This window comes from Aestuariivirga sp. (assembly GCF_046294715.1).
GTDB lineage: Bacteria > Pseudomonadota > Alphaproteobacteria > Rhizobiales > Aestuariivirgaceae > Aestuariivirga.
In genome coordinates this window covers 37,997-56,239 of the sequence record NZ_JBKBKI010000025.1, presented here as the reverse complement: position 1 = coordinate 56,239, position 18,243 = coordinate 37,997, and the positions used below count along the sequence as shown (strand labels likewise).

Sequence of the window (18,243 nt, the reverse complement as noted above, 5' to 3'; positions counted from 1 at the left end):
CCGAAAGCTTCAACGTGCTCGTTAAGGAAATGCGCTCGCTCGGTCTCAATGTGGAGCTCCAGAATTCGCAGCAGCAGATTTCCGGTTAAAGCGTCGGGGCGGGGGCGTTCCGCGCTCCCCGCCGCCAGTCACATCCGCTCTAAGAACACCCTGCGGGGGATATCCCGCGAAAAGGAGAAGTGACCGATGAACCAAGAGGTCATGAACGTCTTCAACCCGGCAACGCCGGCCCAGACCTTCGATCAGATCCGCATTTCGATCGCGAGCCCCGAAAAGATCCTCTCGTGGTCCTTCGGCGAGATCAAGAAGCCCGAGACCATCAACTACCGCACCTTCAAGCCGGAGCGGGACGGGCTGTTCTGCGCCCGCATCTTCGGGCCGGTGAAGGATTACGAGTGCCTGTGCGGCAAGTACAAGCGGATGAAATACAAGGGCATCATCTGCGAGAAGTGCGGTGTTGAGGTGACGCTCTCGAAGGTCCGGCGCGAGCGCATGGGCCACATCGAGCTCGCCGCTCCCGTTGCCCACATCTGGTTCCTGAAGTCGCTGCCGAGCCGCATCTCCATGCTGCTCGACATGACGCTGAAGGATGTGGAGCGCATCCTCTACTTCGAGAGCTACATCGTGCTCGAGCCCGGCCTCACGCCGATGAAGCTGCACCAGCTTCTCTCGGAGAGCGAGTACATCAAGGCGCAGGAGGACTATGGCGAGGACGCGTTCACCGCGGGCATCGGCGCCGAGGCCATCCGCGACATCCTGATGTCAATCAATCTCGAGCAGCTGCGTGACCAGCTGCGCGAGGAACTGAAGAACGCCACGGGCGACCTGAAGCCCAAGAAGATCGCCAAGCGCCTCAAGCTGGTGGAGAGCTTCATCGAGTCCGGCAACCGCCCGGAATGGATGATCCTGACGCAGATCCCGGTCATCCCGCCGGAACTGCGCCCGCTCGTTCCCCTGGATGGCGGCCGCTTCGCGACGTCCGACCTCAACGATCTCTACCGCCGCGTCATCAACCGCAACAACCGCCTGAAGCGGCTGATCGAGCTGCGTGCGCCGGACATCATCGTCCGTAACGAGAAGCGCATGCTGCAGGAGGCGGTCGACGCGCTGTTCGACAACGGCCGCCGCGGCCGCGTGATCACGGGTGCCAACAAGCGCCCGCTGAAGTCGCTGGCCGACATGCTCAAGGGCAAGCAGGGCCGCTTCCGCCAGAACCTGCTCGGCAAGCGCGTGGACTATTCCGGCCGCTCGGTGATCGTCGTCGGCCCGGAGCTCAAGCTGCACCAGTGCGGCCTGCCCAAGAAGATGGCCCTGGAGCTGTTCAAGCCCTTCATCTATTCGCGCCTCGACGCGAAGGGCCTCTCGGCCACGGTGAAGCAGGCCAAGAAGCTCGTGGAGAAGGAGAAGCCGGAGGTCTGGGACATCCTCGACGAGGTGATCCGCGAACATCCGGTGCTCCTCAACCGTGCGCCGACGCTGCACCGCCTCGGCATCCAGGCCTTCGAGCCGGTGCTGATCGAGGGCAAGGCCATCCAGCTGCACCCGCTCGTCTGCACCGCCTTCAACGCCGACTTCGACGGCGACCAGATGGCCGTTCACGTGCCGCTGTCGCTCGAGGCTCAGCTCGAGGCGCGCGTGCTGATGATGTCCACCAACAACGTGCTGCATCCGGCCAACGGACAGCCGATCATCGTGCCGTCGCAGGACATCGTGCTCGGGCTCTACTACCTCTCGATCATGCGCAAGGGTGAGCCCGGCGAGGGCAAGGCTTTCGGCAACATGGCCGAGATCGATCACGCGCTCGCCGCGGGCGTCATCACGCTGCACACCAAGATCAAGGGCCGCGTGGCCGAGGTGAATGCCGAGGGCCGCCGCGTTAACCGCATCGTGGACACGACGCCGGGCCGCATGAAGATCGGCGAGCTGCTGCCGAAGTCCATCGGCATCAGCTTCGACCTCTGCAACAAGCTCATGACCAAGCGCGACATCTCGCGCATGATCGACGCCGTCTACCGCCACTGCGGACAGAAGGAATCGGTCATCTTCTGCGACCGCATCATGAGCCTCGGCTTCTACAACGCCTACAAGGCCGGCATTTCCTTCGGCAAGGACGACATGGTCATCCCCGAGACGAAGGAGAGGATCGTCGGCGCCACGCGCGAGCTCGTGAAGGAGTTCGAGCAGCAGTACATCGACGGCCTGATCACCCAGGGCGAGAAGTACAACAAGGTCGTGGACGCCTGGGCCAAGACCACCGACAAGGTGGCCGAGGAGATGATGGCGCGCATCTCCGCCGTGCAGCCTGACGAGAAGTCCGGACGCGAGAAGCCGATCAACTCCATCTACATGATGAGCCACTCGGGTGCGCGCGGCTCGCCCGCGCAGATGAAGCAGCTCGGCGGCATGCGCGGCCTGATGGCCAAGCCTTCGGGCGAGATCATCGAGACGCCGATCATCTCGAACTTCAAGGAAGGCCTCTCCGTGCTCGAGTACTTCAACTCGACCCACGGCGCCCGCAAGGGGCTGGCCGACACCGCGCTCAAGACCGCGAACTCGGGCTATCTCACCCGCCGTCTCGTGGACGTGGCGCAGGACGCCATCATCTCGGAAGCCGATTGCGGCACCAAGGCATCGATCACCGCACGGCCGATCATCGATGCGGGCGAGATCATCGCCTCGCTGGGAAGCCGCGTTCTGGGCCGCACCGCGGCGACGGACGTGACGGATCCGGCATCGGGAGAGATCATCGTTGCCGCCGGCAACGAGATCATGGAGTCGCATGTCGAGCGGATCGAGAAGTCGGGCATCGCCGAGCTCCGCATCCGCTCGGTGCTGACCTGCGAGACGAAGTTCGGCGTCTGCGGCAAGTGCTATGGCCGCGACCTCGCGCGCGGCACGCCGGTGAACCTCGGCGAGGCGGTGGGCGTCATCGCCGCCCAGTCGATCGGCGAGCCGGGCACGCAGCTCACCATGCGCACCTTCCACATCGGCGGCACTGCGCAGGTGCTGAACGAGTCCTTCATCGAAGCCAACGCCGACGGCAAGATCGTCATCCGCAACAAGAACGTGGCGAAGGATGCCTCCGGCCGCCTGATGGTCATGGGCCGCAACTCCGCCCTGGTGCTGGTCGACGAGAACGGCACCGAGCGCGCGGTCCACAAGCTTGGGTACGGCACCAGGCTGTTCGTGGACGAGGGCGACAAGGTGAAGCGCGGCACGCGCCTCGCCGAGTGGGACCCCTATACGCGTCCGCTGATGACGGAAGTCGAAGGCACGGTGGAATTCGAGGACGTCGTCGAGGGCGTGTCGGTGAACGAGGTGGCGGACGAGGCCACCGGCATCACCAACCGCGTCATCATCGACTGGCGCTCGAACCAGCGCGGTTCGTCCCTCAAGCCCGCGATGGTCATCAAGGGCAAGGACGGCAAGGTGCAGAAGCTCGCCCGTGGCGGCGAGGCGCGCTACCTGCTGTCGGTGGACGCCGTTCTCTCGGTCGATCCGGGTGCGAAGGTCACCGCCGGTGACGTTCTGGCCCGTATCCCGCTCGAGAGCGCCAAGACGCGTGACATCACCGGCGGTCTGCCGCGCGTCGCGGAGCTGTTCGAGGCCCGGCGGCCCAAGGATCACGCGATCATCGCGGAGATCTCGGGCCGGGTGGAATTCGGCCGCGACTACAAGAACAAGCGCCGCATCCGCATCGTGCCTCAGGAGGACGGCGCGGAGGCGGTGGAGTATCTCATCCCCAAGGGCAAGCATCTGCCCGTCCAGGAGGGCGACTTCATCGAGAAGGGCGAGTTCATCATGGACGGCAACCCGGCTCCGCACGACATCCTGGACATCAAGGGCGTGGAGGAGCTCGCATCCTACCTCGTCAACGAGATCCAGGAAGTCTATCGTCTGCAGGGCGTGAACATCAACGACAAGCACATCGAGGTGATCGTCCGCCAGATGCTGCAGAAGGTCGAGATCACGGACTCGGGCGAGTCGACCCTGCTGGTCGGCGAGCAGGTGGACCGCGAGGAACTCGACCACGAGAACGCCAAGCTGGAGTCCGAAGGGCTGCGGCCGGCCACGGGCAAGCCCGTGCTGCTCGGCATCACCAAGGCCTCGCTGCAGACGCGCTCCTTCATCTCGGCCGCCTCCTTCCAGGAGACCACCCGCGTGCTCACCGAAGCCTCCATCATCGGCAAGGTGGATACGCTGGAGGGCCTCAAGGAGAACGTCATCGTGGGCCGCCTCATTCCGGCAGGAACGGGCGGCATGCTTTCGCGCCTCAAGCAGGTGGCGGACAAGCGCGACACGCTCATCCTCGAGGAACAGGCAAAGGCCAGCGAGCTTCCGGCGGCCGAGTAAGGCCCCGGACCACGGAAAGCGAAAAGGCCCGGTGAAGACCGGGCCTTTTTTCTTGGCCGCCGCCCTTTGATCGCCGCCAATGAAAAATGGGACCGGAGATTCCGGTCCCAAGGCTACAGGGAGGAAGTACGCCTACGGACTCAAAGTGGGTAATCGCGCCCCGGCTCGACGCCGCAGGACTCGATGAACTTCTTCATGTTGTGGACCTCGTCCTTGGACAGGCCATGGTCGGCGCCGTGGAAGGTCGCGGTCTTGCCCTTCATGTTCACCAGAAGCCGTCCATGGCCCGAGTGGCTCAGATCCGCGCCCATCTCCTTGAACACCGATTCCACCTCGTGGAGATGGATGTTGCTGGGAATGGGGTGGCTGAATAGGCTGTGGAGGACCTTGCGGTGCTTGTGATTCATGTCTGTCTCCTCGTTTCGCGCAGACATTAGCCAGAGCCCCGAAGGCCGCTCCTTGATTTCGATCAACCCTGCAGTGCGGCCCTGATCAGCTCGGCGTGCCGTGCGAGCAGCGCGTGATCGGCCATCTTGCCGGTGTGCGGGCGGAGCGAGACGCCGGCGCTGCGGGGAAGGATGTGAAAATGGAGATGAAACACGGTCTGTCCCGCAGCCGGCTCGTTGAACTGCTGAACGAGGATGCCTTCGGCGCCGAACGCCTTGCGCGCAGCCTCGGCCACCCTCTTCACCGTCGCCATGAGCGGCCCCAGCGTTGCCGGGTCGGCGTCGAGCAGGTTGCGCGAGGGAGATTTCGGGATGACCAGCGTGTGGCCGTCGGCCTGCGGCATCACGTCCATGAAGGCCAGCGTGTGCTCGTCCTCATAGACCTTGTGACAGGGTATCTCGCCGCGCAGGATCTTGGCGAAGACGTTGTTGGTGTCGTAGCTCATGGTTTCACCCGTTCAGAAGTCCTGTTCCTGCCGGAACGGCGAATGGGCCGCAAGGGCCTCCTTCTCCTGGTCGATGCCGCGCCGCTCGGATTCGAGATAGTTCGCGACGGCGCGCTGCAGCCCCGGGTGGGCGAGATAGTGAAGGCTGTAGGTCTTCTGCGGAAGATAGCCGCGCGCCAGCTTGTGGCCGCCTTGGGCGCCGGCCTCGACGCGCGGCAGCCTGCGGGCGATCGCGAAGTCGATGGCCCGGTAGTAGCAGGTCTCGAAATGCAGGTTGTCGTGATATTCGAGCGAGCCCCAGTTGCGGCCGTAGAGCGCGTGCGAGCCGATGAAGTTCAGCGCACCCGCGATCATGCGGCCCTGGCGTTCGGCGATGACGAGCAGGATGTGCTGGGCCATGGCCTGGCCGATGAGGCTGAAGAAGTCCCGGTTGAGGTAGGGGGAGCCCCATTTCCGGGCCCCGGTGTCCATGTAGAAGGCGTAGAAGGCGTCCCAGTGCTTCTCCTGAATCTCCGCTCCGGTCAGCGCCCGAAGCTGGATTCCGGCTTTCGCGACCGAGGCGCGCTCCTTGCGGATGTTCTTGCGCTTCTGGGATGAGAGACCGGCGAGGAATTCCTCGAAGGAGGCAAAACCCTGGTTCAGCCAGTGGAACTGGATGTCGGTGCGCTGGAGCCACAGTCTTCCGCCGAGTGCTGCCCAGTCGGCTTCCGGCAGGAAGGTGATGTGCACGGAGGATGCCTTCTCCTCCGTGCACAGCGCGATGAGGCCGGAGGCAAGATCGCGCCGTTCCGCCTCGGATGCCGCGAAGAGGCGGGGGCCGGTCGCGGGGGTGAAGGGCACCGAGACCTGCAGCTTCGGATAGTAGCGCCCGCCGGCACGCTCGAAGGCGTCGGCCCAGCCATGGTCGAAGACATATTCGCCATAGGAGTGGCGCTTCCGGTAGCAGGGCACGATGCCGGTGAGGCGTCCCTCGCCATCTTCCATGACCAGGTGCCGCGGCGCCCAGCCGGTCTTGGCCACCGCACAGCCGGACTCTTCGAGGCAGCGGAAGAAGTCGTGGCCGACGAGGGGGTTGAACTCGGCGTCGGCCGGATTGGCGAGGCGGTCCCAGTCCTCCCGCTTGATGGACAAGGCGCTGGAAACGGCCTTCAGCATCTCAGGCGAGGAACCCCTCGAAGGTGATCTGGTCCGAATGGCGGCGCGCCCGCCACGCCTGCTGGGGCGAGCGGATCGTCCAGGTGATCACCGGCTTTCCCGAAGCGCGAAGGGCCGAGACCGGCGCCCAGGGCAGCTCGTCGAAATAGAAGGACACGAAATCCGGCCTCGTTCGCTCCACATGCGAAAAGGTGCGGAGCTCGATCTGCTTCGCCAGCGGCAGCGCATCGTAATAGGAATCGAAGGCGCGCTCGGCCACGATGCCGCGGATGGTCTGGGGCGAGAGCCGGCGCACCGCGGCCACCGCATCGGGATCGAAGGACATGAGCGCGTGGGGCCCGGGGTAGTCCTTCAACACCTCCAATGCCCGCGCCGCCAGCCGTTCCTCGCCATCCCAGTGCGATTTCAGCTCGATGATGAGCGGAACCCGGCCCGCCACCTGCTCCAGCAGCTCCGCGAGCGTCTGCACATGGTCCTGAGAATGGCGGATGGCCAGTTGCTTCATCTCGGCGGCGGTGAGGTCCTTGACGCGGCCCGCGGCCTGCGTGAGGCGCTCCAGCGTCTCGTCATGGAAGACGACCGCCTCGCCGTCCTTCGTGATCTGAAGATCGCATTCGATGGCATAGCCGTGATCGAGCGCCGCCTGGAAGGCGGAGGAGGTGTTCTCCACGATTCCCTTCGCGATGTCGTGCAGCCCGCGATGGGCGATGGGGCGTGCCAGGATGAAATCCGCCGCGCGCCCGGCGGCGAGCCGGTCCATCCCTATTCCACCTCCACGATGGCTTCGACCTCCGTCGAAATGCCCATCGGCAGCGAGGGCGAGGCCACGGCGGAGCGGGCGTGGCGGCCCTTGTCGCCGAAGATCTCCACCATCAGGTCGGAGGCGCCGTTGATCACCTTCGGGTGGTCCTTGAAGGAGGGCGATGCATTGACGAAGCCCACGAGCTTCACGATGCGCTTCACCCGGTCGAGGTCGCCGCCGCAGGCGTCCTTGAGCTGCGCGACGACGTTGAGGGCGCAGAGCCGGGCGGACTTCGCCCCGTCCTCGAGCGAAACGTCCACCCCGAGGCAGCCCGGATAGGCGACCTTGCCGTTCTCGATCGGTCCCTGACCGGAGATGAACACGAGATTGCCGGTCCGCGACCAGGGCACGTAGTTGGCCACGGGCTTCGCCGCCTCCGGCAGGGTGATGCCCAGTTCCGCGAGCCGCCTGTCGATCTGACCCATTCCTCACTCCTCTTCTCGAAAAAGGCCAGCCCGCGCGGGGTGGCGCGGGCCGCCATGCTGTTCAGGTGGCGCCAGATTGGACGCTCCGGAAAGAGGGGTCAAGCCACGCATGCCCTTCCGGCATGGCAGGGCCTCACGTCAGGAGATCGGCCGGGCGCTCGCCCCTGAAGAACTGCTCGAGATTGTCGATGCATTTATGCGCCATGGCGCTGCGCGTGCCGGGGGTGGCGCTGCCGATATGGGGAAGCAGGAACACGTTGTCGAGCGCGCGGTACCGCGGGTCGATACGCGGCTCCCCCCGGAACACGTCGAGGCCCGCGGCGGCGAGCTTGCCGGAGGCGAGCGCCCCGATCAGCGCATCGTCGTCCACGATGTCGCCGCGCGCGGTGTTCACCACGATGGCGCCGTCGGGCAGCAGGGCGATCGAGGCCGCATTGACGATGCCGCGCGTCTCGGGCGTTGAGGCGCAGTTGATGGAAAGGAAATCGCAGTGGGGCAGCATGTCCTCGAAGCGGGCATGGTAGCGGGCGCCATGCTCGTCGCCTGCGGCAACCGGCCTGCGCGAATGGTAGTGGAGCGCCATGCCGAAGGCCCTGGCACGCTTCGCCACGGCCTGGCCGATGCGCCCCATGCCCAGGATCCCGAGCCTCCTTCCGGAAACGTCATGCCCCAGGGGGGAGACGAGGGTGGTGTCGCCCCAGCGGTTCTCGCGCACCATGCGGTCGCCCCAGGAGGCGCCGCGGGCAGCACCGAGGATCAGCAGCAGCGCGATGTCGGCCGTGGCGTCCGTCAGGACGCCGGGGGTGTTGGTGACGGCGATGCCCTTCTCCCGCGCCTGGGGAATCGAGAGATGGTCGTAGCCCACCGAATGGGTGGCGATGATGCGGATGGAGGGTGGAAGGGCCGGGATGAAATCAGGCCCCAGCTTGTCGAAGGAGGTGAGCAGGATGCCGTCATGCTCCGCCGCCCTGGCGAGGATCTCCGCAGGGCTCATCGGCCGGTCGTCCGGATTGAGGCTCGCCCGGAAGCTGGCGGCGATCCGCCGCTCGGCATCCGGCATCATCTTCCGGGTCACCAGAATGCGCGCCCGTTCCGGCCCTGCTGCCGCCATCATTGCCTCTTGTTTTCAGATAATTATGTTAAGGTTGCGGGGAAGCCGCCATTGGAACATCCCGGCCATGGAGATGCAAGTTTGAAAAGCACCGTTCTGCTTCTGTGTGTCCTGCTTCTGGCGCCGGCCGCCGAGGCCGCGACGGTGGTGCCCCACCGCGCCCTGTACGACCTGCGCCTTCTGCGGGCCGAGGATGGCTCCTCGCTGCAGTCGGCCAGCGGCCGGCTCGCCTTCGAGATCGAGGGGTCGAGCTGCGAGGGCTACACGGTGAGTTTCCGCATGGCCACCAAGTACCGCCCGAAGGAGGGCGAGGTCACCCTCATCGACACGCAGACGACGACGTTCGAGGGGCCGGGCGCGCTCGATTTCCGCCACCAGCTCAAGGAGAAGGTGGATGGTGCCGCGCGCGAGGACCTGCGCATCCGCATGACCCGCGCCGCGGTTGAAAAGGAAGGCAAGGGAACGCTCTCCAGCAAGCCCGGGGAAACCTTCACGGTGCCCGCAGGCGCCGCGCTTCCCATGCAGCACCAGCTGCGCCTGATGAGCCTCGGCGAGGCGGGGGGAGGGCGCGATTCCAGCATCGTCTTCGACGGCTCCGACGAGGGCAAGTCGTTCCGCGCGATTTCCTTCGTGGGCCGGGAGAAGCCGCCGGGCGCGGTCGCGCGCGATGTCGCCAACCCCGTGGCTGCGACCCTCAAGGCGCTGGGGTCGTGGCCCATCACCGTCAGCTATTTTCCGCTCGAGGGCGAGGCTGAAACGCCGGAGTACCAGGTGAGCTTCGACATGTACGCGAATGGCGTCGCCACCGGCCTCGTGCTCGATTATGGCGAGTTTGCGCTCTCCGGCACGCTCACCGATCTCAAGCTGCTCGCGCCGTCGAGCTGCCCCTGACGCCGATGTCCAGGATCAAGCGCCATGAAGAACCGGGCGCGGGCGATGTCGAAGCCTTCCTCGCCCGTGTCCGTGAGGTTCCGGCTCCCGGCCATGAAGGCGGGCGGGGGCGGCTGGTGCTCGCCATGGACGCCACCATGAGCCGCCAGCACAGCTGGGATACGGCGCTTGCGATCCAGGGCGACATGTTCGCGGAGGCAGGCCGTGTCGGCGGCCTCGACGTCCAGCTGGTCTATTTCCGGGGCCACGGCGAGTGCCGCGCCTCGAAGTGGAGCCCGGACACCCAATCGCTTGCACGGCTCATGGCCGGCATCCGCTGCATGGGCGGGCAGACGCAGATCCTCCGTGTCCTGAAGCATCTGCGCGGCGAAGCGGGTGCGGGCAAGGTCAACGCCTGCGTCTATGTCGGCGATGCGATGGAGGAGCCGATCGACGCGCTCGCCCATGTGGCGGGCGAGATCGGGCTTCTCGGCCTCCCGGTCTTCATGTTCCAGGAGGGGCACGATCCTGCGGCGGAAGCGGGCTTCCGCGAGATCGCACGGCTGACGCGCGGCGCCTATTTCCGCTTCGGCAGCGACTCCGCGCGCATTCTCCGCGAACTTCTCACTGCCGTCGCCGTCTACGCGGCAGGGGGCTACAAGGCGCTGGCGGACCATTCGGCGGCGAAGGGCGGGGCGGCGACGCTGCTGCTCCGGCAGCTCGGCTGAAGGGCGGGAGCCATGGCAAATCTCCTGATCGGACTGGCGATCGTGGTCGGCGGCTGGTGGCTCATCAAGGCCTTCGCCAACGCCCAGCCGGCACAGGTGCGCGGGCTCGTGCGCAAGATCGGCGGTGGTCTCATCATCGCCTTTTCCGGCCTGCTGGCGCTCAGGGGCCAGATCAACCTCGCCATGCCGCTGTTCGTGCTGGGTCTCGGGCTGATGGGCCAGCAGATGGTGTTTCCGAACGGCATGCCTTGGCAGCGCAAGACGCCCGGCCAAAGCTCGAAGGTGGCGACGGGCCTTCTCGCCATGGAGCTCGACCACGATTCGGGGCGCATGGACGGCGAGGTCCTCGCCGGGCCCTTCAAGGGGAGGCGGCTCTCCAGCCTGAGCCTCGAAGAGGCACAGCGGCTCCACGCGCAATGTGCGGCGTCTGCCGACCAGAGCCGGGCGCTGCTCGAAGCCTGGATCGAGCGCAGCCATCCGGAGTGGCGTGCGAAATGGGGCGGCAACGGGCAATCCGCCCCGCGCGGCGCGTCGACGAAGATGACGAAAGCCGAGGCCCTGGCCATTCTCGGCCTGAAGGATGGCGCAACGGCGGATGAGGTGCGCTCGGCCCACCGCCGCCTCATGAAGGCGGCGCATCCCGATCTGGGAGGGTCAGATTATCTCGCGGCCAAGATCAACGAGGCCAAGGAGCTTCTGCTTCACGACGGGCCCTGAGGCTGGCAGGGTGTCTTGTGCTTCTTGGCCGCCTTGCAGGCCAGGGCGGCAGCGGCCTCGTCGAAGCCGGTGAAGCGCGCCCGGTAGGTGACGACGCCGGATTTCTCCACCATCACCGTCTGGGCCGTCTTGCCGGAGAGCAGGTCCGGCGACCGCTTGCGCAGCAGCTGCAGCACGGCCTGCGCATCGTTCTTGGTGGCGTAGTCGCCGAGATTGATCGTCCAGCTGGAATCCACGGCGGGTGAGATCGAGGCCACCGCTGCCTTGTCAGCCAATTGCTCTGAAGGGGTCTTCACCTGGAAGGGCGTCTCGCCCGGCTGGTTCTCGCCGGGAGCGGGGATGTCCGTCAGCATGGCGGAAGGCTGCGGCACCTCCTCCACCAGTTCCGTTGCGGCTTGTGCAGCCAGGTCGGCCATGCTGCCCTCGGCATCGCCCTGTTCCGGCTCCGCGGCCGGCTGGGTTTCCTGCTCGGTCTTCTTCGTGTTCTTCGCCGCGGCCTCCTTGCGAGCGGCCTTCTGCGCCTCGCCCACAGTCGCGGCGGCGGCGGGCGTTTCGTCCCGCTCGGCTGAAGCGACGACGCCCTTCGATGATCCGGCGAGCGCGGCGATGGTCTTGCCGCCCGTCGCCTTGCCGAACTGCTTGCTCAGCATCTTCTTCATGTAGGCATCGCGCGAGGCACCCGTGCGGCCGCCCAGCACCACGCCGACCAGGCGCTTGTCGCCGCGCCGGACGGAGGAGACGAGGTTGAAGCCCGAGGCGTTGATGTAGCCGGTCTTGATGCCGTCCGTGCCTTCGTAGCTTCCGAGAAGGCGATTGTGCCCGCGGATCGTGCGGCCCCCATAAACGAAGCTGCGGCTGCGGAAATAGGGGTAGTATTCGGGGAAGTCGCGCATCAGCCGCAGGCCGAGCGTCGCCATGTCGCGCGCTGTCGTCACCTGCGCGGGATTGGGAAGGCCGGATGCATTGGCGAAGGTGGTACGCGCCATGTCGAGAGAGCGCGCGGTGCGGGTCATGCGCTTGGCGAAGGCCGATTCACTGCCTTCCAGCGTTTCGGCCACGGCGGCGGCAACGTCATTGGCCGACTTGACGACGAGGGCGCGGATGGCGGTCTCGACGCTGATGCTGCCGCCCGCCTTGACGCCGAGCTTGGAGGGCGCCATGCCGGCGGCTCGCTTCGACATGCGGATCGGCGTGCCGAGGCTGAGCTTGCCGCTCTTGAGATCCTGGAAGAGGACATAGAGCGTCATCATCTTGGTGAGCGAGGCCGGATGCCTGATGGAATCGGCGTTCTCGGAGAAGAGCACCTTGCCGGTGCGCGCGTCCACGGTGATGGCGGCGAACTTGGCGTTTGCCGCGGCCGGCGCGGCAGCGAGGCTCGTCGAGACGGCGATGATCAGCATCAGGAGCATCGCCCGCCAGATGACGCTCAACGCCTCGGGCACGCCCGTTCCGGCGCGAATTCCAGAATTCTGCATTCCCACTCCACCCAGGTGGCCGACGAAGGACGCCGACCCATAACACAACGAGGCTGTACCGGCCACCCCGCCTGCCCAGCCTTTTCGTCCCCTTATGACACTCTTGCCCAGCGGCCGTTAGCGGGACGTTAACCCGCCCGGCCCGGTTCCATACCAAAGGAGGGGTTGCTGCAATGCAAAAAACCAGTTGACATCCATGTTGCAGTGCACATATTAGGCGCCATAACCCAGCGGCAAACGGAGACGCGCCCATGATGAAGTCATTCGAGGAATTCCAGACCTTCGGCAAAGACGGGTTCGAGGCCTATGTCGCTTCGTCCACCGCCGTGACCAAGGGCATGCAGGCCATGGCCCAGGAGGCCGCCGAGTTCTCGCGCAAGTCGTTCGAGAAGAGCACGGCTGCCTTCGAGAAGATCGCTGCCGTCAAGTCCTTCGACAAGGCGCTCGAGGCCCAGCAGGCCTTCGCCAAGGAGAGCTATGACGCGGTCGTCGCCCAGGTGAGCAAGATGAACGAGCTTTACCTCAACACCGCCAAGGAAGCCTTCAAGCCCTTCGAGGCCTCCTTCGCCGCCTTCGGCGTCAAGGCCCCGAAGTAAGCGTTTCCTTCCCAGGACCTGAACCCGCGCGCCTCGCCCGAGGCGCGCGGGTTTTCATTTGAGTTCGACGACAACCGGCACGTGGTCGGAGGGGCGCTCCTGCGTCCTCACCTCGCGCTCGATCCATGCATCCTTCAGGAGGTCCGCCGCCTGTGGCGAGAGCAGCGCGTGGTCGATGCGGATGCCGTTGTTGCGCTGCCAGGCGCCCGCCTGATAGTCCCAGAACGTGTAGAGCCCCGGCGCGTCGCCATGGACCTGGCGAATGGCATCGGTGAGGCCGAGATTGAGGAGGGCGCCGAAGCGGGCCCGCGACTCCGGCTGGAACAGCGCGTCGGTCTTCCACGCATCCGGGTTCTTGGCGTCGAGGGGTGTGGGGATCACGTTGTAGTCGCCCGCCAGCACGAAGGGTTCCTCGAGCGTGAGGAGGGCCTTGGCATAGGCGTGGAGGTGGTCCATCCAGCGCAGCTTGTATGCGAATTTCTCCGTGCCGACGGGATTGCCGTTGGGCAGGTAGATGGAGGCGACGCGCACCATCCCGGACTTGCGGGAAAACACCGCCTCGATATAGCGCGCCTGGCCGTCCTCGTCGTTTCCGGGCAGTCCGCGCCGCACGTCCTCGGGCTTCCGTTTCGAGAGAATGGCCACGCCGTTGTAGGTCTTCTGGCCGTGGGTGACGACGTTGTAGCCAAGCTCCTCGAAGGCGAGGGAGGGAAAGGCATCGTCCTCGCATTTCAGTTCCTGCAGGCACACGACATCGGGATCGGCGGCCTTCAGCCAGGCGAGAGCATTCTCGAGGCGTGCCTTGATCGAATTGACGTTCCAGGTGGCGATCTTCATGGCGGCCATGATGGCGGCCCGGCAGGGGCGCCGCAAGGCCCGTCAGATCGAGAAGCTGGTGCCGCAGCCGCAGGAGGAGGTGGCGTTGGGATTCCTGATGCGGAAGGACTGGCCCATGAGATCGTCCACGAAATCGATCTCGGCCCCTTCGAGAAAGCCCTGGCTCATGGGATCGACAAGAGCCCTGGCGCCGCCGCGCTCGATCACCAGGTCGTCCTCGGCCGGCTGCTCGGCCAGCACGAACTCGTACTGGAACCCCGAACAGCCGCCTCCGTTCACCGCGATGCGGAGCGCGCTCTTGCCCGGCTCGCGGGCGAGGATCTCGAGGATTCGCGAGGCGGCGCGGTCTGTCAGGGTGATGGTCGTGCTCATCTTGGTGTATGTTGTTGCGATCCCACAGCTTGTCAACGGATTCTCCCATGCAGCGGTTCACGGCGCCCTATGCCTCCCTTCCCGAGGAGAGCAGGGGGCGCGTACACCCCGAAACCGGCGCCGATTTCCGCACGCCCTTCGCGCGCGACCGGGACCGCGTCATTCATTCCCAGGCCTTCCGGCGGCTCAAGCACAAGACGCAGGTCTTCGTCTATCACGAGGGCGATCACTACCGCACACGCCTCACCCACACCATCGAGGTGGCGCAGGTGGCCCGCTCGATCGCCCGGGCGCTGGGGCTCGACGAGGATCTCGCCGAAGCTCTCGCGCTCGCCCACGATCTCGGCCACACGCCCTTCGGCCATGCCGGCGAGCGCGAACTCGACAAGCTGATGCGCCCCTACGGCGGGTTCGACCACAATGCCCAGTCGCTGCGCATCGTCACCAAGCTCGAGAAGCGCTATGCCGCCTTCGACGGCCTCAACCTGACCTGGGAAACGCTCGAAGGGCTGGTGAAGCACAATGGGCCGCTGGTCGACCGCGAGGGCGATCCGGTCGGGCGGTATCGCGAGTGGGGCCTGCCGGAGGCGATCGTCGAGTACGCCGCGGTTCACGAACTGGAACTCCATTCCTACGCCTCGGCGGAGGCGCAGGTGGCGGCAATCGCCGACGACATCGCCTACAACGCCCACGACATCGACGACGGTCTGCGGGCCGGGCTGTTCGGCCTGATCGACCTGGGCGACGTGCCGCTCGCCGGCGAGGCGCTGGCGCGGGTGCTCACGCTCTACCCCGACCTCGACCATGACCGGGTGGTGCACGAGACGGTCCGGCGCGTCATGTCGGACATGATCTTCGACGTGATCGACAACGTCAAACGACGTGCAAAGACACTCAAATTGCATGTTTCCGGCGACGTTCGGCAACTCGATCAACCACTCGTCTGCTTCGGGGCGCAGATGCAGGAGAACAACCGCGTCCTTCAGTCATTTCTCAACCAGCGCATGTATCGCCATGAAAAGATTGAGCAAATCATGGAGCGCGCGCGGCGCGTGATCGCCGCCCTGTTCGAGGCCTACACCAACGATCCGGAGCTCCTTCCGCCCGGCTGGCGGGAGGGCGGCTCACCCAAAGACCCCGCCCGCCACGCCCGGAGGGTCTGCGACTTCATCGCCGGCATGACCGACCGCTATGCCCTCGAGCAGCACAAACGGCTGTTTGACCTCGATCCGCTTTTCCGCTAGGGGCCAGCGGTCCAATAATTCAATAGTTTAATTGTCGACATGAACCTCTTTTCCGAGTTCCTGCAGGTCATCCGCGAGGCCGTCTCGGCCGCCGCTGCGGAGCAGGGCGTGGCCCAGCCGCTGGACTTCTCGCGGGTGACGGCGGAGCCGCCGCGCGATGCCTCCCATGGCGACATTTCCACCAACGCCGCGATGGTGCTGAACAAGGCGTTCGGCCAGCCGCCGCGGGCGCTTGCCGAGGCCATCGCCATGCGGCTCAGGGGCCACCCCGAGATCGACATGGTCGAAATCGCAGGGCCGGGTTTCATCAATCTCAGGCTGAAATCCTCCGTCTGGCCGCGGGTGCTGACGGCCGTCCTGGCGCTCGGCGAAGCCTACGGCCGCTCGCGCCTTGGCGGCGGCAAGAAGGCCAACGTCGAATATGTATCGGCAAATCCCACGGGCCCCCTTCATGTGGGCCATGTCCGCGGCGCCGTGTTCGGGGATGCGCTGGCCCAACTCCTGGTCGAATCCGGCTATGAGGTGACGCGGGAATACTACATCAACGACGCCGGCGCACAGGTGGACGTGCTGGCGCGTTCCGCCTTCCTCCGCTACCTCGAGGCGCTGGGAGAGCCGATCGGCGAAATTCCGTCCGGCCTTTATCCGGGCTCGTACCTGAAGCCCGTCGGCGAGGCGCTCGCCGCTGCGTTCGGACCCTCGCTCAAGGACATGCCCGAAGCAGATTGGCTTCCGGTCGTCCGCGCGAGGACCATGGAGATGATGATGGCGCTGATCCGGGAGGATCTCGCCGCCCTCAACATCCGCCAGGAGGTCTTCTTCTCGGAAAAGTCGCTGCACGATTCAGGTGAAGTCGCAGAAACCATCGCCGATCTGAGGGCTCGCGGCCATGTCTATCAGGGCAAGCTGCCGCCGCCCAAGGGAGAGCTGCCGGAAGACTGGGAGGACCGCGAGCAGACGCTCTTCCGCGCCACCGATTTCGGCGACGACATCGATCGGCCGCTCCTCAAGTCGGACGGCTCTTACACCTATTTCGCCTCGGACGTCGCCTATAGCCGCAACAAGATCCGGCGCGGCTACAAGGAGCTGATATATGTGCTCGGCGCCGATCATGGCGGCTATGTGAAGCGTCTCGAGGCAGTTGCGGCAGCGCTTGCCGGCAGGGGGACTGTGGACGTCATCGTGAGGCTGTGCCAGCTCGTCAAGCTTTACCGGGCGGGCGAGCCGGTGCGGATGTCGAAACGGGCCGGCGAGTTCGTGACGCTCCGGGACGTGGTGGACGAGGTCGGTCCGGACGTCGTCCGCTTCATGATGCTGTTCCGCAAGAACGAGGCGCCGCTCGATTTCGATTTCGCCAAGGTCACCGAGCAATCCAAGGACAATCCGGTGTTCTACGTGCAGTATGCCCATGCCCGGACCTGCTCGGTCATGCGCAACGCCGCGGAGGAGGGCTTCAGGCCCGCCGATTCGCCCGACTTCACGCTGCTCGCCGACGAGGCGGAGCGCGGGATCATGCGGCGGATCGCCGAGTATCCGCGTCTCGTCGAGGCTGCCGCCACGGCGCATGAGCCGCACCGGGTCGCCTTCTATCTTTTTGAGCTTGCTGGGGATTTTCACGCGCTTTGGAACAAGGGCAAAGACTCGCCGCAATTGCGATTTATTTTGAAGGATGATGTGAATCTGACGACAACACGTCTCGCCTTCTTGCGGGCGATTAGATATGTTTTGGCAAATGGCCTTCGGATCCTTGGGGTGAGGCCCGCCGAAGAGATGTAGAGGCGATAAGGTCATATGGATCAGAATTCGAGCAACGGCTCCGGGCCGGACAAGCGGAACTGGCGCGAGCGTCTCGGTATCGGCGCGAAGGAAATGCCCAGGCTGTCCGACGAATTCCGCGAAGAGCCCGCAAGGCAGCCCCCGCCAGCAGGAACCGCGAAGCCGGCCCCGCGCGCGCCGCAGCCGGTGACGAAGCCGGCCCCCATGGCGCCACGTGCGCCGGCACGGCCTGCGCCTCAGCCGGCGCCTCCTGGTCCGGCGCCTGCCTCAGCCGCTCCCGCTGCCCGCGCGACCCCCCGCACGCCTGACATCGCCGTACAGGAGGCGCTGGCCGAAAAGCTCCGCGCCCAGCGGGCAGCCGCCGAGAAGCTGGCCGAACAGCGCGTGCAGGCCGCGCGCGAACGGGCCGAGGGCAAGACTGCACCCGCCCCCGAAGCGGCGCCCGCCGCTGCCAAGCCGGCCCAGCCTCAGCCCCAGGCTCAGGCACGCCCCGCCGTGCCGGCTCCCGCCGGAGGGAACCGTCCTGCGACGCCTGCCCAGCCTTCAGCCGGTGCGGGCCCGCGTCCCAAGTTCAGTTTTGCCGATGAGCCTCGCGGGGGTGACCAACAGCGGCCGCCGCTTACCCCGCCACGTCCCGCCCTGGGCGGAGAGCGCCAACCTCCTTTCCTGCGGCCCGGAACGCCGAACCTTGGTGCACGGCCGCAGCCGCCTTACCGGCCAATCGACACGGCGACGGGCTACACCGCCCCGCCGCGCCTCCAGCCGCCGGGTGGCGGCCGCCCCGCCCTTGGTTCGGAAGCGCCAAGTTATGCCGGTTCGCGGGTGCCCGCCCGGCGTCCGCCAGCGCTCGATCCCTATGCCCGCTCGGGCGAGGCGCGCGACTATGGCGA

At 66.0% G+C, this 18,243-nt stretch carries 16 protein-coding genes and 1 pseudogene; 8 read left to right on the top strand and 9 right to left on the bottom strand.

All coding sequences use genetic code 11. The features are described from left to right. Nucleotides 1-186 precede the first annotated feature (186 nt). Nucleotides 187-4,353 (top strand): DNA-directed RNA polymerase subunit beta', encoded by a 4,167-nt coding sequence (rpoC, locus tag ACK4HL_RS15355; protein WP_409761881.1) that lies wholly within the window; start codon nucleotides 187-189, stop codon nucleotides 4,351-4,353. A gap of 140 nt (nucleotides 4,354-4,493) precedes the next feature. On the opposite strand, the gene ACK4HL_RS15350 is transcribed toward rpoC, so the two are convergent. From ACK4HL_RS15350 to ACK4HL_RS15325, 6 genes are all read right to left on the bottom strand, one after another. Continuing rightward, entirely contained in the window at nucleotides 4,494-4,760 is a 267-nt protein-coding gene (locus tag ACK4HL_RS15350; protein WP_409761879.1) for a hypothetical protein, read from the bottom strand. A gap of 62 nt (nucleotides 4,761-4,822) precedes the next feature. Beyond that, nucleotides 4,823-5,245: an HIT family protein gene (locus ACK4HL_RS15345; RefSeq protein WP_409761877.1), complete on the bottom strand. Its 423-nt coding sequence runs from the start codon at nucleotides 5,243-5,245 to the stop codon at nucleotides 4,823-4,825. A 12-nt stretch (nucleotides 5,246-5,257) separates the two neighbouring features. Continuing rightward, on the bottom strand, nucleotides 5,258-6,400 hold the full coding sequence (locus tag ACK4HL_RS15340; RefSeq protein WP_409761875.1) for a GNAT family N-acetyltransferase: 1,143 nt from the start codon (nucleotides 6,398-6,400) through the stop codon (nucleotides 5,258-5,260). Nucleotide 6,401: 1 nt separating this feature from the next. Next, entirely contained in the window at nucleotides 6,402-7,160 is a 759-nt protein-coding gene (locus ACK4HL_RS15335) for a glycerophosphodiester phosphodiesterase family protein (protein WP_409761873.1), read from the bottom strand. A gap of 2 nt (nucleotides 7,161-7,162) precedes the next feature. Beyond that, nucleotides 7,163-7,627 carry a RidA family protein gene (locus tag ACK4HL_RS15330; RefSeq protein WP_409761871.1) on the bottom strand — a complete coding sequence of 155 codons (465 nt, stop codon included), beginning with the start codon at nucleotides 7,625-7,627 and terminating at the stop codon, nucleotides 7,163-7,165. A 133-nt stretch (nucleotides 7,628-7,760) separates the two neighbouring features. After that, nucleotides 7,761-8,741 (bottom strand): 2-hydroxyacid dehydrogenase, encoded by a 981-nt coding sequence (locus tag ACK4HL_RS15325; RefSeq protein ID WP_409761869.1) that lies wholly within the window; start codon nucleotides 8,739-8,741, stop codon nucleotides 7,761-7,763. Nucleotides 8,742-8,819: 78 nt separating this feature from the next. Here ACK4HL_RS15325 and ACK4HL_RS15320 point away from each other — a divergent pair, with 78 nt between their 5' ends. The 3 genes from ACK4HL_RS15320 to ACK4HL_RS15310 are packed head-to-tail and all read left to right on the top strand — an operon-like array spanning nucleotide 8,820 to nucleotide 11,053. Continuing rightward, entirely contained in the window at nucleotides 8,820-9,629 is an 810-nt protein-coding gene (locus tag ACK4HL_RS15320; protein WP_409761867.1) for an EipB family protein, read from the top strand. 5 nt (nucleotides 9,630-9,634) lie between these two features. Next, on the top strand, nucleotides 9,635-10,336 hold the full coding sequence (locus ACK4HL_RS15315; protein ID WP_409761865.1) for a VWA domain-containing protein: 702 nt from the start codon (nucleotides 9,635-9,637) through the stop codon (nucleotides 10,334-10,336). A gap of 12 nt (nucleotides 10,337-10,348) precedes the next feature. Further along, nucleotides 10,349-11,053 carry a molecular chaperone DnaJ gene (locus tag ACK4HL_RS15310; RefSeq protein WP_409761863.1) on the top strand — a complete coding sequence of 235 codons (705 nt, stop codon included), beginning with the start codon at nucleotides 10,349-10,351 and terminating at the stop codon, nucleotides 11,051-11,053. On the opposite strand, the gene ACK4HL_RS15305 is transcribed toward ACK4HL_RS15310, so the two are convergent. Continuing rightward, complete coding sequence (locus ACK4HL_RS15305) at nucleotides 11,038-12,528, bottom strand: serine hydrolase (RefSeq protein WP_409761861.1); 1,491 nt, start codon at nucleotides 12,526-12,528, stop codon at nucleotides 11,038-11,040. The two genes, ACK4HL_RS15310 and ACK4HL_RS15305, sit on opposite strands and share 16 nt — an antisense overlap. 251 nt (nucleotides 12,529-12,779) lie before the next feature. On the opposite strand from ACK4HL_RS15305, the gene ACK4HL_RS15300 reads away from it, so the two are divergent. Continuing rightward, nucleotides 12,780-13,124: a phasin family protein gene (locus tag ACK4HL_RS15300; protein ID WP_409761859.1), complete on the top strand. Its 345-nt coding sequence runs from the start codon at nucleotides 12,780-12,782 to the stop codon at nucleotides 13,122-13,124. Between the two features lie 54 nt (nucleotides 13,125-13,178). On the opposite strand, the gene xth is transcribed toward ACK4HL_RS15300, so the two are convergent. Next, the gene (xth, locus tag ACK4HL_RS15295) at nucleotides 13,179-13,961 is read right to left on the bottom strand and encodes an exodeoxyribonuclease III (RefSeq protein ID WP_409761883.1); all 783 of its coding nucleotides are present in this window, start codon (nucleotides 13,959-13,961) and stop codon (nucleotides 13,179-13,181) included. Between the two features lie 42 nt (nucleotides 13,962-14,003). Continuing rightward, entirely contained in the window at nucleotides 14,004-14,333 is a 330-nt protein-coding gene (erpA, locus tag ACK4HL_RS15290) for an iron-sulfur cluster insertion protein ErpA (protein ID WP_409761857.1), read from the bottom strand. A gap of 47 nt (nucleotides 14,334-14,380) precedes the next feature. Here erpA and ACK4HL_RS15285 point away from each other — a divergent pair, with 47 nt between their 5' ends. The 3 genes and pseudogenes from ACK4HL_RS15285 to ACK4HL_RS15275 form a co-directional block, all read left to right on the top strand. Continuing rightward, nucleotides 14,381-15,577 (top strand): deoxyguanosinetriphosphate triphosphohydrolase, encoded by a 1,197-nt coding sequence (locus ACK4HL_RS15285; protein ID WP_409761855.1) that lies wholly within the window; start codon nucleotides 14,381-14,383, stop codon nucleotides 15,575-15,577. Nucleotides 15,578-15,616: 39 nt separating this feature from the next. Next, nucleotides 15,617-17,353, top strand: a complete 1,737-nt coding sequence (gene argS, locus ACK4HL_RS15280) for an arginine--tRNA ligase (RefSeq protein ID WP_409761853.1) — start codon at nucleotides 15,617-15,619, stop codon at nucleotides 17,351-17,353. A 15-nt stretch (nucleotides 17,354-17,368) separates the two neighbouring features. After that, nucleotides 17,369-18,243: pseudogene (locus ACK4HL_RS15275) on the top strand (hypothetical protein); the annotation flags it as partial.

Coding starts and splice junctions, on each gene's coding strand:
- rpoC (WP_409761881.1), top strand. CDS start 187: ATGAACCAAGAGGTCATGAACGTCTTCAACCCGGCAACGCCGGCCCAG.
- ACK4HL_RS15350 (WP_409761879.1), bottom strand. CDS start 4,760: ATGAATCACAAGCACCGCAAGGTCCTCCACAGCCTATTCAGCCACCCC.
- ACK4HL_RS15345 (WP_409761877.1), bottom strand. CDS start 5,245: ATGAGCTACGACACCAACAACGTCTTCGCCAAGATCCTGCGCGGCGAG.
- ACK4HL_RS15340 (WP_409761875.1), bottom strand. CDS start 6,400: ATGCTGAAGGCCGTTTCCAGCGCCTTGTCCATCAAGCGGGAGGACTGG.
- ACK4HL_RS15335 (WP_409761873.1), bottom strand. CDS start 7,160: ATGGACCGGCTCGCCGCCGGGCGCGCGGCGGATTTCATCCTGGCACGC.
- ACK4HL_RS15330 (WP_409761871.1), bottom strand. CDS start 7,627: ATGGGTCAGATCGACAGGCGGCTCGCGGAACTGGGCATCACCCTGCCG.
- ACK4HL_RS15325 (WP_409761869.1), bottom strand. CDS start 8,741: ATGATGGCGGCAGCAGGGCCGGAACGGGCGCGCATTCTGGTGACCCGG.
- ACK4HL_RS15315 (WP_409761865.1), top strand. CDS start 9,635: ATGTCCAGGATCAAGCGCCATGAAGAACCGGGCGCGGGCGATGTCGAA.
- ACK4HL_RS15310 (WP_409761863.1), top strand. CDS start 10,349: ATGGCAAATCTCCTGATCGGACTGGCGATCGTGGTCGGCGGCTGGTGG.
- ACK4HL_RS15305 (WP_409761861.1), bottom strand. CDS start 12,528: ATGCAGAATTCTGGAATTCGCGCCGGAACGGGCGTGCCCGAGGCGTTG.
- ACK4HL_RS15300 (WP_409761859.1), top strand. CDS start 12,780: ATGATGAAGTCATTCGAGGAATTCCAGACCTTCGGCAAAGACGGGTTC.
- xth (WP_409761883.1), bottom strand. CDS start 13,961: ATGAAGATCGCCACCTGGAACGTCAATTCGATCAAGGCACGCCTCGAG.
- erpA (WP_409761857.1), bottom strand. CDS start 14,333: ATGAGCACGACCATCACCCTGACAGACCGCGCCGCCTCGCGAATCCTC.
- ACK4HL_RS15285 (WP_409761855.1), top strand. CDS start 14,381: ATGCAGCGGTTCACGGCGCCCTATGCCTCCCTTCCCGAGGAGAGCAGG.
- argS (WP_409761853.1), top strand. CDS start 15,617: ATGAACCTCTTTTCCGAGTTCCTGCAGGTCATCCGCGAGGCCGTCTCG.